This is a genomic window from Allobosea sp. 05T433 (assembly GCF_056396065.1).
Genome location: NZ_JBFTKS010000024.1, coordinates 15,203 through 28,271, shown reverse-complemented (window position 1 = coordinate 28,271; position 13,069 = coordinate 15,203). Strand labels below are relative to the sequence as shown.

Below are 13,069 nucleotides of genomic sequence, written 5' to 3'. Positions count from 1 at the left end.
TATGATCGAGCGTCGGCGTGGCCGGTCGCTGGCCTGGCTATCCCCGCCCCAGCTCAACCGGCACCGAGAAGGAGCGCTTGACCTGCCCGAGCGCGAAGCTCGATTCGATCGAGGCGACATTGTCGAGCCGGGTCAGCTTGTCCTTCAGGAACCGTTCGTAGGCGGCGAGGTCGCTGACGATGATGCGGAGCAGATAGTCGCGCGGGCCGGTCATCAGGTAGCAGTCGGCCACTTCCGGCCAGCGTGTCACCGCCGCAGCGAAGCGGTCGAGTTCCTCCTCGCGCTGGCGCTCCAGCTTGATCGAGGCGAAGACCGAGACCGGGAGGCCGAGCTTGTCCTGGTTCACGACCGCGACATAACCCTCGATGATGCCCGCCTCCTCCAGCAGGCGAACCCGCCTTGCGCAGGGTGAGGGCGAAAGCCCGACTTTTTCGGCCAGGTCCTGATTGCTCATGCGTCCATCGGCCTGGAGAGCCTGGACGATACGCCGGTCGATATCGTCGAGTTTATAGTCTGGCATCTTGTCTCGCTTTCGTTCGCAGGATTAGCGGAAAGCGCTAAGATGGAAAGCATCGTCGGCGATCTTTGGCAAAAATCGCTGCCGGAAGCGTGCATGATGGCTTTGCCGTATCGAGAGAAGCCAAATGACCGATCCCCGTCTGCCGATTCTCGCCGAACTCGAGAAGAAGATTCTCTGGCTCGCCTCCTGGACGATCCATAACGCCAACCACCTTCGCGATAACGGCGATGGGATGAAGGTGGGCGGGCATCAGGCTTCGTCCGCGTCGCTGGCGACGATCATGACGGCGCTCTACATGGCGGCCCTGAAGCCGCAGGACCGGGTCGCGGTGAAGCCGCATGCCTCGCCGGTCTTCCATGCCATCAACTATCTGATGGGCCTGCAGACCCGCGAGAAGCTGGAGAATTTTCGCGGATACAAGGGCGCCCAGAGCTATCCCTCGCGCACCAAGGATATCGACGATGTCGATTTCTCGACCGGCTCGGTCGGCCTCGGCGTCGCGCAGACGCTCTTCTCCTCGCTGACCCAGGATTATGTGAAGGCCCATGGCTGGGGCGCAAGCCGGCCGGATGGGCGCATGGTGTCGCTGATCGGCGATGCCGAGCTCGACGAGGGCAATATTTTCGAAGCCCTGATGGAGGGCTGGAAGCACGGCGTCCGCAACACCTGGTGGGTGATCGACTATAACCGCCAGTCCCTGGACGCGGTGATCCGCGAGGGGCTCTACGACCGCTTCGAGACGATGTTCCGCAATTTCGGCTGGGATGTCGTGACGCTGAAATATGGCTCGCTGCAGCAGGCCGCCTTCAAGGAGAAGGGTGGCGAGCGGCTGAAGGCCTGGATCGATTCCTGCCCGAACCAGCTCTACTCGGCCCTGACCTTCCAGGGCGGCGCTGCCTGGCGCAAGCGCCTTATGGATGATCTCGGCGATCAAGGGCCTGTGACGACGCTGATCGAGAGCCGCTCCGACGCCGAGCTGTCGAAGCTGATGTGCAATCTCGGTGGCCACGATCTGCCCTCGCTGCTCGAAGCTTTCGAGGGCATCGATCACGACCGGCCGGTCTGTTTCCTCGCCTATACCGTGAAGGGCTTTGGCCTGCCGCTTGCTGGGCACAAGGACAATCACGCCGGGCTGATGACCAAGGAGCAGATGGACGGCTTCAAGAAAGCCAACACGATCCGCCCCGGCCATGAGTGGGACCTGTTTGAAGGGCTGTCGCTGCCCGAAGCCGCGCTCCGCAGCTATCTCGACAAGGTGCCCTTCTTCTCCGAGGGGCGCCGTCGCTTCTCGGCACCGTCGCTGCCTGTGCCCGCGAAACTCGAGGCCGGCATCCAGGCGACGATGTCGACGCAAATGGGCTTCGGCAAGGTGCTGGACGAGCTGGCGAAGCTCGGCGGCCCCCTGGCCGACCGCATCGTCACCACCGCGCCGGACGTCACCGTCTCGACCAATCTCGGGCCATGGGTGAACCGGCGCGGCCTGTTCGCCCGGGCCTCGATGGCCGATACCTTCAAGGACGAGCGCATTCCCTCGATGCAGAAATGGGAATTCTCGCCGAAGGGCCAGCATATCGAGCTCGGMATCGCCGAGATGAACCTCTTCATCAATCTTTCGGCGCTTGGCCTCTCGCATTCGATCTTCGGCGAGCGGCTGATCCCGATCGGCACGCTCTACGACCCCTTCATCTCGCGCGGGCTCGATGCGCTGAACTATGCCTGCTACCAGGATGCGCGCTTCATGGTGGTCGCGACGCCGTCTGGTGTGACGCTGGCGCCGGAGGGTGGCGCACATCAGTCGATCGCGACACCTCTGATCGGCATGAGCCAGGACGGGCTCTGCGCCTTCGAGCCGGCCTTCGTCGACGAACTCGCCGTGATGATGCGCTGGTCCTTCGAATACCTGCAGAAGGATGGCGAGGGCGATCCCGACGAGCGTACCTGGCTGCGCGATGAGACCGGCGGCTCCGTCTATCTCAGGCTCTCGACGCGGCAGGTCGAGCAGCCGAAACGGGCAATGACGGCCGATCTCGAGCGCGACATCATCGATGGTGCCTATTGGCTCAGGAAGCCCGGCCCGAACGCCTCCGTCGTCATCGCCTATACCGGCGCGGTTGCGCCTGAGGCGATCGAGGCTGTGGGGCTGCTCGGCGAAGACCGGCGCGATGTCGGCCTGCTCGCCATCACCTCGGCAGATCGGCTCAATGCCGGCTGGCAGGCGGCCGAGCGGGCGCGACAGCGCGGCAATCATGGCGCGACCAGTCATATCGAGCGGTTGCTCGGCGAACTTTCACGCGATTGCGGTATCGTGTCGGTGCTCGACGGACATCCTGCGACACTGGCCTGGCTCGGCAGCGTGCACGGCCACAAGCAGAAGGCCCTTGGCGTCGAGCATTTCGGCCAGACCGGCACCGTCGCCGACCTTTATCGGCATTTCGGCATCGACGCGAACGCGATCGTGCATGCGGCGCAGGCCGCGGCGCCAGGCCGGCCGGTGCGCTATCTGAAGGCGCTGCCGTAGGCGGGGGGGTATCAGTCCTTGCAAGGCAAGGCGCGGTGGCGAAAGGCCCCMGCGCTCTACTTCGCCAGCCCTTGTTTCACATTGACGCCTGCGAGCAGCGCGCCGCCCACAAGGAAGAACGCGATCAGCACCGCCAGCCCCGCCTGCTGACTGGCAAAGACGGTGGTCGCCAGCGCCACGAAGGTCGGGCCCATGAACGAGGTCACCTTGCCCGACAGCGCGAAGAGGCCGAAGAACTCGCCATGCCGGCCCGCCGGTGCGAGACGGGCCATCAGGCTGCGCGAAGAGGCCTGGAGCGGACCGGCGACCAGGCCGATCAGCAGACCAAGAGCGAGATAGATCCGCTCGGGCACCGAGGCGAACAGCCCGTCGCCTGGTGCCGGAGGCGTAGCCGGCAGCACGAAGAAGATGCGGTCGGGCCCGAGCGAGAGGATGCCGAGGCAGGCGAAGAGCAGGCAGGCGATGGCGCCCAAGACCACGGGCTTGCCGCCGATGCGGTCATCGAGCTTGCCGCCGAACCAGGCGCCGAGCGTGCCGGTGATGGTGAGCATGATCCCGAAGATGCCGAGTTCGATGGTCTGCCAGCCGAAGACGCCGGCCGCGTAGATGCCTCCGAAGGCGAAGAGCGCCACAAGCCCGTCCTGATAGATCATGTTGGCGAGCAGAAAGCGCCCAAGTGCAGGCAGGCGCGGCAGTTCGGCGATGGTCGCCTTCAGCCGCGAGAGACCGCCCTGCGCCGCTTCCCTGAGGCGCATGCCGGTTCCCGGTGAGTCCGGTGTCAGCAGGAACATCGGTGTGACGAAGATGACGAACCAGAGCGCAGTGAGCGGCCCCGAGGCGCGGTCACCCTCGCGCGCTGCTGCGTCGAGGCCGAGAATCGGCACGAGGCCTGCCAGCGTCTTGCCGGTGAGCGGATCTGCGGCGAGCAGCGCCAGCGTGATTGCAAGCGAGATCAGACCGCCGAGATAGCCGATGGCCCAGCCCGTGCCGGAGAGCCATCCGAGCCGTTCCGGCGGCACGAGCCGCGTCATCATCGCATTGTTGAAGATGGTGGCGAATTCGGCACCGATCGTGGCGATGATGAAGCCCGCGAGCGCGATCGGAACCGCGGCGGGCGAGCCGGGCCTTGCAAACCAGAGCAGGGCCGAGCCGATGACGAGCAGCGCGCCGAAGGCCGCTATCCAGGGCTTGCGCGGGCCCGTGCGGTCAGCGATGCCGCCGAGCAGGGGAGAGAGCAGGGCGATGCAGAGACCCGCGAAACCCGTGGCATAGCCCCAGAGCGCCTGTCCCTCTGCCGCGTCCGCCGCAAGGGCGGAGGCGAAAAAGGGCGCGAAGACGAAGGTGGTGACCAGCGTGAAGAATGGCTGTGCCGCCCAGTCGAAGAACAGCCAGGCCGTGACGGCCCGGCGTGGCGGATACGTGACGGGCGCGAGTGCCGCCGCAGGCGCGTGGGAAAGGTTCACTGCAGGGTCGTCTCTGGGTCGCCGCCACCGCGCGCCAGCTCGATCTCGGTGATCGCGACCAGGACGTCGGCGCGGTTCTTCAGGCTGGAGGCCTCGAGCAGCGCCTGTTTCTCGCGCGGACCGAAGGGGCACATCATCGAGAGCGCGTTGACCAGCGCCTCGTTGGGTGCTTCGTTGATGCCCTTCCAATCGATCTTGAGGTCATTGGCCTTGGCGAAGGACCGAAGCGCCTTGAGCAGGCTGTTGCGGTCGACCTCGTCCTCCCCCGCACGCGCGGTGAAATCGATGGCGAAGTCGTCATAGCTGACACGGCACTGGCGATAGGCCGTCGTCACCGAGAGCTCCTCGACAATGCGGAAGCGCGCGATGCCGGTGAGCGTCAGGATATAGCGATCATCGCCAGTCTCGGCGAACTGCGTGATCCGGCCGAGGCAGCCTACCTGCAACAGGCCGGGCGTGTCGGCCTGGCGGCCGCTTTCCGGCTCGGGCTGGATCATGCCGATGGTGCGGTGGTCCCGCAGCGCATCGTCGATCATGGCGATATAGCGCGGCTCGAAGATGTTGAGGGGCATCTGCCCGCGCGGCAGGAGGAGCGCACCGGCCAGCGGGAAGACCGGGATCACCAGCGGGCAGTCCTGGGCTCCGTTATAGACGGCATTCATGCCCATGGGCGTGTCGCTCCCTTCCATCGCGGCACCTTATGAAAACAGCAGCGTCGAAAGCTTGCGCCGACCTGCAACGCTGGCGTCGTCCATGTGACCCCAGGCCTCGAAGAACTGCAGCAGCTGCTTGCGCGCGCCGTCGTCGTTCCAGGTCCGGTCAGCCTTGATGATGGCAACCAGCTGGTCGACGGCTTCTTCGCGCTTGTCATGGGCATTCAGCGCCAGCGCCAGATCGAAGCGGGCCTGATGATCCCCGGGGTTGGCCGCAACCTTCGCTTCGAGTTCGGCCGTATCGCCGAGCGAAGCGGCCTGCTCGGCGAGTTCGATCGCGGCACGCACGGCAGCCAGCGCCGGATCGGACGCCTTGGCTTCGGGAGCGGTGGCCAGGATGCCCTTGGCGCCGTCGAGATCACCCATGTCGAGATGCAGGCGCGCCAGTCCGGCGAGCGCTGGGACATTGTCGGGCTCGAGCGCCAGCACATTGGCATAGAGTTCGCCCGCGCCGGCCGCATCGCCGGCCTCGAGCGCCTCCTGCGCGGCGGCGACCAGCTCTTCGGTCGCGCCCGGGCCCATCGGTCCAACGAGCTTCTCGATGAAAGCCTTGATCTGGCTTTCCGGCTGGGCGCCCATGAAACCGTCGATCGGCTGGCCGCGCTGGAAGGCGATGACGGCCGGGATCGACTGGATGCCGAGCTGGCCCGGGATCTGCGGGTGCTCGTCGATGTTCATCTTGACGAGCTTGACCTTGCCACCGGCAGCCTTGATCACCTTCTCGATGACCGGGGTCAGCTGTTTGCAGGGGCCGCACCACGGGGCCCAGAAATCGACCAGAACCGGCTGGTTCATCGATTCGGCGACGACATCCTGCCGGAAGCCCTGTGTCGTCGTATCCTTGATCAGGCCGGGTTGCTCGGCCGCATCGCTGTTGAGCAGCATGGGTCTTCCTTCATCTCGTCAACAAGATCGACCGCGGCCACGCTGGGCCGATCACGGTCGGGCATACGAAAACGGGCGCATGACCATAGGCCGCGCGCCACATAGATGGGGAGGTTCAGTCGTTCTGTCCATCGACCGGTGCTGGCAAATCGACGATCAGCGGCTCATGTCCGGTGCTGCGCAGGAAGCCCAGCATGTCGTCGCGTGCGATGCGCAGCGTCGCGGTGTTGATCAACGGATGGAAATTCATCGCCTCGCCGCTCATCAGATTGGCGTCGAGCACCATCGTCACATCACCGGCGCGATCATTGATCACGGCAAAGGCGGTGACCGAACCGGGCGTCACGCCGAGCTTCTCCTCCAACAGTTCGGCCGAGCCGAAGGAAAGCCGACCGCTGGCTCCCAGCGTCTGATGCAGCCGCTTCAGATCGATTCGTGTGCTCTCCAGGGCCGAGACCAGGAAAAGCCGGCCCTTCTTGTCCTTGAGAAACAAGTTCTTGGTGTGGTGCCCATCGATCGTGCCGCGCAGAGACTTCGATTCGGCGACGGTGAAGACCGCCTCATGATCGAGCCTGTGGAAAGGAATACCCTGCGTGGCCAGATGGGAGCAGAGCTCGTCGGGTGTCAGTGGCGAGGTCATCGTAACTCGTCGGAAACAAAGAGTTCTTGGCGTTGCCTAGCCCGCCGGACGGCATCACCGCAAGGGCGCCGTTCCGGCGCCGGCGGGGCGCCAATCAGGGCATCGGCGAAAAACTTTGCAACAAGGCGCTTGCGCTTCGCAGCGCTTTGGGCAATAAGCCCGCCACGCGCCGCTTGGCGCGCCAATGTCCGGATGCGGGTGTAGCTCAGGGGTAGAGCACAACCTTGCCAAGGTTGGGGTCGAGGGTTCGAATCCCTTCGCCCGCTCCAGACATTCTTCCCAACCAAGACTGTCGCAGGCGCCGGGTTTCCCGGCGCTTTTTGCGTTTTGAGGTCGAGGCGATCGCTTGAAGGGGGGCCACAGGCGCTCAGACGTCCGTGGTGCCGGAGCTCACCCGCTTGCGCAGACGATTCGCGGTTTGGGCGTTCACGCTGGGCCCCTCGCACTCGGTGCCGGTGTCGAGGCCAGCGTCCCGCGCGGAATTCCTGACGACGCTGATCATTATCCTGATCGGAAACGCGCGCCGATGGGCCCTTGGGAGCCGGAGAGCCGGTTCCGGCATGCCGTGCTCTCGTGCGCAAACCAGGCCACCGCCTTCGACAGGATATCGCCGCCCGACGCAGCCGGTGGTCCTCGCGCCGCGGACGGATCGGTTCCTTACGTTCCGCGCTGGTTGTGCCGTCGTCCCGATCAGCCTGGTCGACCGCGAAACGCGGCCGGCGATGGTTCGCTTCCGGCCGTCGGGCGCCCGGCAGGCTTATTGCCCCGCCTGCAGATTCGCACTCCTGGCCGTTTGCACGATGAGACGCGAGATGAGCTCGGGGGCTTCGACATGCGGCATGTGTCCGATGTCGGCGAGCACGTGAAGAGCGACGAAGCCCGGAAGACCTCTGCTATGGGAGACCGGAATGATGCGGTCGGCTTTGCCCCATATCACGCGGGTCGGGATGTGAAGCGACGCGATTGCATTCCCGATCTGAATCGTCTGGGTCGCGTCTGGAAACAGGCGGGCTGCGAGTTCCCGTTGCGGCGCGTCCACGCCGCGCCGCAACCTTTCCCGCAAAACCGCTTCGGCATAGCCTTGGGGAAGCAAGGCGGGATCGGCGACCAGTTGTTCCAGCCAAGGCAGCAGGCTGGCTGCCGAGCGGGCCCTTAAGAAACCCTCCAGAAATTCACCATCGATGTCCGGACCGAGGCCGGCTGGCGCAATCAGGGTCAAGGATCGTGCACGAATCGCCGAATTCGCGGCGATGGCGGCTGCGACAGCGCCACCCAGGGAATGCCCGACGATGTGGCATTCCGTCAGCCCGGTGTCCTCGAGATAGGCGAGCGTTGCATCCACCAACGCGTTCAGGCTCGGGCTGCCCGCCGCCGCAGTGCGGCCGTGGCCGGGCAGATCGGGAGCGAATGACGCGATGGTGGGGTCGAGATATGCGCGGACGTTGTTCCAGGCGCCCGAATTGGCCCCAAAGCCATGAATGAAGACTATCGGAGGGAGCCCGCCCTTGTGCCGGGCAACAGGGCTCCCCTGCCGAGGCGCGGAACCGACTTGTACTGGCTCGGGCCGTTGCTCGGCCAAGATCCGCTCGATATCGCGGCTCTTGATTCGACCTCCCGGACCCGTGCCAACCATCGCCGTCGTGTCCAGCCCCGCCTGCCTGGCAAGGCGGCGAGCCAGTGGGGAAATCGGGGTTCGATCCCTGGACAGGCTGATTGATGCGGACCGGGTAGGCTCCGGGGTGGCAATCGCAACGGTTGGCTCGGGCATGTCGGCTTCGCCGATCGCATCCCCGTCATTGCCGATATGGCCCAGCACGCTGCCGACGCCGACCTCGGCCCCTGCCGCAGCGACGATTGCGACGAGCATGCCGTCGCGCTCCGCCTCGATTTCAGTCGCTGCTTTCGCAGTCTCGACGACGACGACGACATCGCCTTGCTTCACCCTGTCGCCCACGGCAACCGCCCAGGACACCACGGTTGCGCTTTCCATGTATTCGCCGGCGCCGCCGGTGAGCCTGATCTCGCTCGTCATGACTGGCCTCCGCTCATGCCACTGCCCGCCGCGCTGCTGCCGCGATCTTGGCCGCATCCGGCAGCACGGCGTTTTCGAGCGGCTCGCTGTAGGGGATCGGAATATCGTGGGTCGCAACGCGTTCGACGGGAGCGTCGAGCTCGTCGAATGCCGTTTCCATGATGGTGGCGCTCAGCTCCGCGCCATAGCCGCAGAAGCGCCAGCCTTCATTGACCACTACGGCGTGATGGGTTTTGGCGATCGAGGCCCGGATGGTGTCGCGGTCGAGCGGGCGCAGGCTGCGCAGGTCGATCACCTCGGCGGAAATTCCTTCGCCGGCGAGGAGTTCGGCCGCCTTCAGCGATTCGACTACCATGCGCGAGGAGGCGATGATCGAGACGTTGCTGCCTTCCCGCGCGATGCGGGCCTTGCCGATCTCGACCAGATGATCGCCGTCCGGCACCTCGTCGCGGCTGTTGTAGAGGAGCTTATGCTCAAGGAAGATCACCGGGTGATCGTCGCGGATCGCAGCCTTCAGGAGGCCCTTGGCGTCGGCGGCAGTCGCCGGTGCGACCACTTTCAGGCCGGGAATATGGGCGACGAGCGCGTCCAGGCTCTTGGAATGCTGTGCCCCGGCACCAGCCCCGCCGCCGCCCTGGGTGCGGAGCACGAACGGCATGGTGACCTGACCGTTCCAGATATAGTTGTAGATCGATGCCTGGTTCATGAGCGCGTCGATGCTCAGGGGCAAGAAATCCGCATACATGATTTCGAGCACGGGTCTCGTGCCGGCCATCGCGGCAGTGACGGCCATGGCGGTCAGCGTCTGCTCGGAGATCGGTGTGTCGCGAACACGCTCGGGGCCAAATTCCGCGAGCAGGTCCTTCGTCACCTTGAAGACGCCGCCATAGACCGCGATGTCCTCGCCGAAGAGCCAGACATTGGGATCGCGCTGCATTTCCTCGCGCAGGGCGGCACGCAGGGCTTCGGCATAACGCATCATTGCCATCACACGGCTCCAGCGTAGTAGGGGGCGCTCGGGGCATGGTCGACGAAGCCCGGCAACGGATCAGCCAGCGCTTGGTCGACGGCGGCATCGACGGCAGCACGTGCTTCGGCGCCGACAGCATCCAGGTGTGCCGGCGATACGCTTGCGGCCAGCGAGCGGCGGGCGAGGACGATCGGGTCGCGCTCGCGCCACGCTGCACGGTCTTCTGCGCTCTGATAGCCGCCGACATCGCTGGTCGAGAACCCGACCATCCGATAGGTCTTGGCTTCGACAAGCGAGGGGCCTTCGCCGCGCCGCGCCCGGTCGACCGCTGCGGCCACCGCCCGATAGACGGCCGTGATGTCGTTGCCGTCGACACTGTCGCCAGGCATGCCATAGCCGGCAGCGCGAACCACCAGATCCGGAACCGAGGACTGGGTCGAGTGATGCGCGGTCAGACCGTACTGGTTGTGCTCGAGCACGAAGACGACCGGCAGCTTCCACAAGGCTGCGATATTCATGGATTCATGGCAGATGCCGGTCTGTGCGGCGCCGTCTCCGAAGAGGCACATGGCGACGCGAGCGCCGCCATCGGCGCGATTGCGCATCTGGAGCGAAACCGCAAAGCCCGTGGCTGCCGGGATTCCGCCGCCGACGATAGCATTGCCCCCGAGAAGGCCGTTCGCGACATCGGCAATCAGCATATGACCGGCGCGGCCAGCGCATGTCCCGGTTGAACGGCCGAGAATCTCGGCCACGATCGGATGAAGTCCGACGCCCTTGCCGACGTAATGGGCGTGGCCGCGATGGGTGCTGGTCAGCAAATCGGAGGCATCGAGCATCGCAGTCGCGCCAATGCCAACCGCTTCCTGTCCGTCGCAGCGATGGATCGGGCCGCGGGTCTTGCCGGCCTTGTGAAGCTCACCCAGCCGTTCCTCAAGATGCCGCACCGCAATCATGCGGCGCAACATCTCGATCTGTTCGTCAATCGTGGGCGAATTCCTCATCGTCGGTGTTCTCCGCGCGGTCGAGTCGAGCGTCCTGATGCGAGACGTTCGCCGCGCGTGACCGGCGCATGCGTGGAGAAAGCCAAGCGTTTTCGGAGATCGGCTCTAGCGCATTTCCCGACAGAGCGCTATAAGTGTACGCACAATGGAATGCACTATTTGCACGGCGGCGAACGTTCGATCTCGAGAGGGCCTCGTGCCCGATCGGCTTGGACGTTTCTCTGTCCCACATGAGTTGAGCGGGCAGAGCGCTTCCGCAAACATGGAGAAGCACGATGATCTTCGACCACCGCGTCTACACGGCCCGACCAAACCGTCTTCCGGACTTCCTGCGGCTCTATGAGGATGTCGGCCTGCCGATGCAGCGCCACTATCTGGGTGAGCCCTTCGGCTTCTTCCAAACCCATATCGGCGATCTCAGCCGTGTCGTTCATCTCTGGAAATACGACAGCCTCGCCGACCGTGAAGCTCGCCGCGATGCGATGGAGGCCGATCCGGCGTGGCAAGCCTATCGCCGCCAGGTGGTCGAGGCCGATCCGCTGATGGACATGCGCAACCAGATTCTGAAGCCGGTATCGTTCTTCAACCCGAAGGCTTGACCCGGTCGGCTTGCCGGTCCACGCGGAATCCTGATTTCATGAAACTCGATTTCTTTGCCGGCAACGAGAGTTGGCGGATCGCCTGCGATACCGCGCGCGCGCCCCGCACGCTTCGGTCCCTGGCCTCCACCCTGCCGGCGCCTCTGCAACTCCACACGCCCAAGATCGCAGGCCAGCACATCTACTGGCATGCACCGTTCGTCGAGGACGCCGAGGGCGGGGTCGATGTCATGGAGGCGCCTCCCGGCGCCTTCCTGTATTGGCCGGCGCGGCAGTTCCTCGAGCTGACCTTCGCACCCCTTCAGGCCGAGACCGCCACGGTCACGCTGCTGGGCCAGATCGAAGGTGGCCTGCCCGCCTTGCAGGCGCTTGGCCTGAGCCTGCGCGAAGGACATGGAGTGAAGGCGTTCGACGGGCGGCTGGTGCTCGCCGAGGGCGCGCAGCCACAGATGACGGCGTCCCCGGCTTCGAGCTTGCCCGAGGCGCTCGTCGCGCGGCGCGAGACGCTGTGGCGGGCCAGTCCGCCGGATATCGACGGCATGCTCGCCTCGCGCGCGATCATGCACCCCTCCGGCCCGCTCTTCCTGGCCGAATCCGAGGCGCGCATCCTGCAGGAGCTGCTGTGGTGGGTCCGCAGCGGTCTCGCGAGCGAGGAGCCGCAGGTTTCGCGGAGCGTCGCCGCGCTGGCCTGCAACAAGGCCGGTACCCGCCTGCGCGACTTCTGCCATCTCGGTGAGAGCGCCGAAATCCTGTTTGCGCTCGAGGCTGCGTTCCGGCGCCCGGAGATTGCGCTGGCGGAGCTGACCGACGAGGCGATCCTGTGTGCAGGTCGTCTCGCAGCCTGGCTCGACCTGCGGATCCCGTGGTCGGCCGTCAACGGTGCCGTCCGCACGGCACTGGACGCGAGGGCCGAAGCGGCATGACCAGCGCGCTCGCTCCCCTGCAAGATGGCGGCACGCTCGCCTTCACCGAGACCGGCGCCGGCGTGCCGCTTGTCCTGATCTCAGGGCTGGGCGGGCTCGCGTCGTTCTGGAAGGATTTCGCCAGCGTCTGTGCCGGCCATTTCCGCGTGATCACTTACGATCATCGCGGCGTCGGGCGTTCGAGCCCACTGGACGGATCGACCAGCATCGCCGCGATGTGCGACGATCTCATTGGCCTGCTCGATCATCTGGGCATTGAGCAAGCGATGATCCTCGGCCACTCCACCGGCGGCGCGATCGCGCAGCGATTGGCGATAGACAATCCGCAACGTCTTTCGCGCCTCGTCCTCTCGGCGACCTTCGCGCGACCGTGCGCCTATATGGAGCGACTGTTCGCCGGCCGTATCGAGATCCTCGACCGGCTCGGCGTCGATGCCTATCGACGTCATGCCGTCACCCTGCTGAACGCGCCGTACTGGCTCGCCGAGAACGACGCCCGCGTCACTGCGGAGCTGACCGGCGGTGCGCCTGCGACCGAACGGGACGCCGCGACCATCCGCGCGCGTATCAAGGCTGTGCTGGGACATGGTGTCGACGAGTCCCTCGATACGATCGCCTGTCCGGCCAGGATCGTGGTCGCGGCCGACGACATCGTGACCCCGCCCTATCACTCCGAGCGCCTCGCGCATTCCATCCCCGGCGCCGAACTCGCCGTGCTCCCTCGTGGCGGTCACTACGCCATGCGGGCTGAGCCGGCGCTCTACCGGGACGCAGTACTCGATTTTCTGCGCGGCTGACCGGC

The 13,069-nt window shown here is 65.4% G+C and carries 12 protein-coding genes and 1 tRNA gene; 5 read left to right on the top strand and 8 right to left on the bottom strand.

What is annotated here, in order from left to right:
• Positions 1 to 37: 37 nt before the first annotated feature.
• On the bottom strand, positions 38 to 520 hold the full coding sequence (locus AC1DGP_RS26325) for an Lrp/AsnC family transcriptional regulator (RefSeq protein ID WP_043242082.1): 483 nt from the start codon (positions 518 to 520) through the stop codon (positions 38 to 40).
• 124 nt (positions 521 to 644) lie between these two features.
• Between AC1DGP_RS26325 and AC1DGP_RS26320 the strand changes: the two genes are divergently transcribed.
• Positions 645 to 3,038, top strand: a complete 2,394-nt coding sequence (locus tag AC1DGP_RS26320) for a transketolase-like TK C-terminal-containing protein (RefSeq protein WP_441507421.1) — start codon at positions 645 to 647, stop codon at positions 3,036 to 3,038.
• 56 nt (positions 3,039 to 3,094) lie between these two features.
• On the opposite strand, the gene AC1DGP_RS26315 is transcribed toward AC1DGP_RS26320, so the two are convergent.
• The 4 genes from AC1DGP_RS26315 to AC1DGP_RS26300 form a co-directional block, all read right to left on the bottom strand.
• A complete protein-coding gene (locus AC1DGP_RS26315) occupies positions 3,095 to 4,501 on the bottom strand; it encodes an MFS transporter (RefSeq protein WP_441507420.1) in 1,407 nt (468 codons plus the stop codon).
• Positions 4,498 to 5,169: an LON peptidase substrate-binding domain-containing protein gene (locus AC1DGP_RS26310; RefSeq protein WP_441507419.1), complete on the bottom strand. Its 672-nt coding sequence runs from the start codon at positions 5,167 to 5,169 to the stop codon at positions 4,498 to 4,500. The genes AC1DGP_RS26315 and AC1DGP_RS26310 overlap by 4 nt, the downstream gene beginning before the upstream one ends.
• A 30-nt stretch (positions 5,170 to 5,199) precedes the next feature.
• Positions 5,200 to 6,099: a thioredoxin gene (gene trxA, locus AC1DGP_RS26305; RefSeq protein ID WP_069878703.1), complete on the bottom strand. Its 900-nt coding sequence runs from the start codon at positions 6,097 to 6,099 to the stop codon at positions 5,200 to 5,202.
• Between the two features lie 115 nt (positions 6,100 to 6,214).
• A complete protein-coding gene (locus AC1DGP_RS26300) occupies positions 6,215 to 6,739 on the bottom strand; it encodes a prolyl-tRNA synthetase associated domain-containing protein (RefSeq protein WP_441492747.1) in 525 nt (174 codons plus the stop codon).
• A 194-nt stretch (positions 6,740 to 6,933) separates the two neighbouring features.
• Between AC1DGP_RS26300 and AC1DGP_RS26295 the strand changes: the two genes are divergently transcribed.
• A tRNA-Gly gene (locus AC1DGP_RS26295) sits at positions 6,934 to 7,008 on the top strand.
• A 488-nt stretch (positions 7,009 to 7,496) separates the two neighbouring features.
• Here AC1DGP_RS26295 and AC1DGP_RS26290 read toward each other — a convergent pair.
• The 3 genes from AC1DGP_RS26290 to AC1DGP_RS26280 are packed head-to-tail and all read right to left on the bottom strand — an operon-like array spanning position 7,497 to position 10,745.
• Positions 7,497 to 8,771, bottom strand: coding sequence for an acetoin dehydrogenase dihydrolipoyllysine-residue acetyltransferase subunit (locus AC1DGP_RS26290; RefSeq protein WP_441507418.1), 1,275 nt, complete (start codon positions 8,769 to 8,771; stop codon positions 7,497 to 7,499).
• A 13-nt stretch (positions 8,772 to 8,784) separates the two neighbouring features.
• Positions 8,785 to 9,759 carry an alpha-ketoacid dehydrogenase subunit beta gene (locus AC1DGP_RS26285; RefSeq protein ID WP_441507417.1) on the bottom strand — a complete coding sequence of 325 codons (975 nt, stop codon included), beginning with the start codon at positions 9,757 to 9,759 and terminating at the stop codon, positions 8,785 to 8,787.
• The gene (locus AC1DGP_RS26280) at positions 9,759 to 10,745 is read right to left on the bottom strand and encodes a thiamine pyrophosphate-dependent dehydrogenase E1 component subunit alpha (protein WP_441507416.1); all 987 of its coding nucleotides are present in this window, start codon (positions 10,743 to 10,745) and stop codon (positions 9,759 to 9,761) included. The genes AC1DGP_RS26285 and AC1DGP_RS26280 overlap by 1 nt, the downstream gene beginning before the upstream one ends.
• Positions 10,746 to 11,020: 275 nt before the next feature.
• On the opposite strand from AC1DGP_RS26280, the gene AC1DGP_RS26275 reads away from it, so the two are divergent.
• Genes AC1DGP_RS26275 through AC1DGP_RS26265 form a run of 3 tightly spaced genes read left to right on the top strand, consistent with a single transcriptional unit; the run spans position 11,021 to position 13,064 of the window.
• A complete protein-coding gene (locus AC1DGP_RS26275) occupies positions 11,021 to 11,344 on the top strand; it encodes an NIPSNAP family protein (RefSeq protein WP_441507415.1) in 324 nt (107 codons plus the stop codon).
• 38 nt (positions 11,345 to 11,382) lie between these two features.
• Positions 11,383 to 12,267: a hypothetical protein gene (locus AC1DGP_RS26270; RefSeq protein ID WP_441492752.1), complete on the top strand. Its 885-nt coding sequence runs from the start codon at positions 11,383 to 11,385 to the stop codon at positions 12,265 to 12,267.
• Entirely contained in the window at positions 12,264 to 13,064 is an 801-nt protein-coding gene (locus AC1DGP_RS26265; protein ID WP_441507414.1) for an alpha/beta fold hydrolase, read from the top strand. Before AC1DGP_RS26270 ends, AC1DGP_RS26265 begins: the two co-directional genes overlap by 4 nt.
• The last annotated feature ends 5 nt before the right edge of the window (positions 13,065 to 13,069 follow it).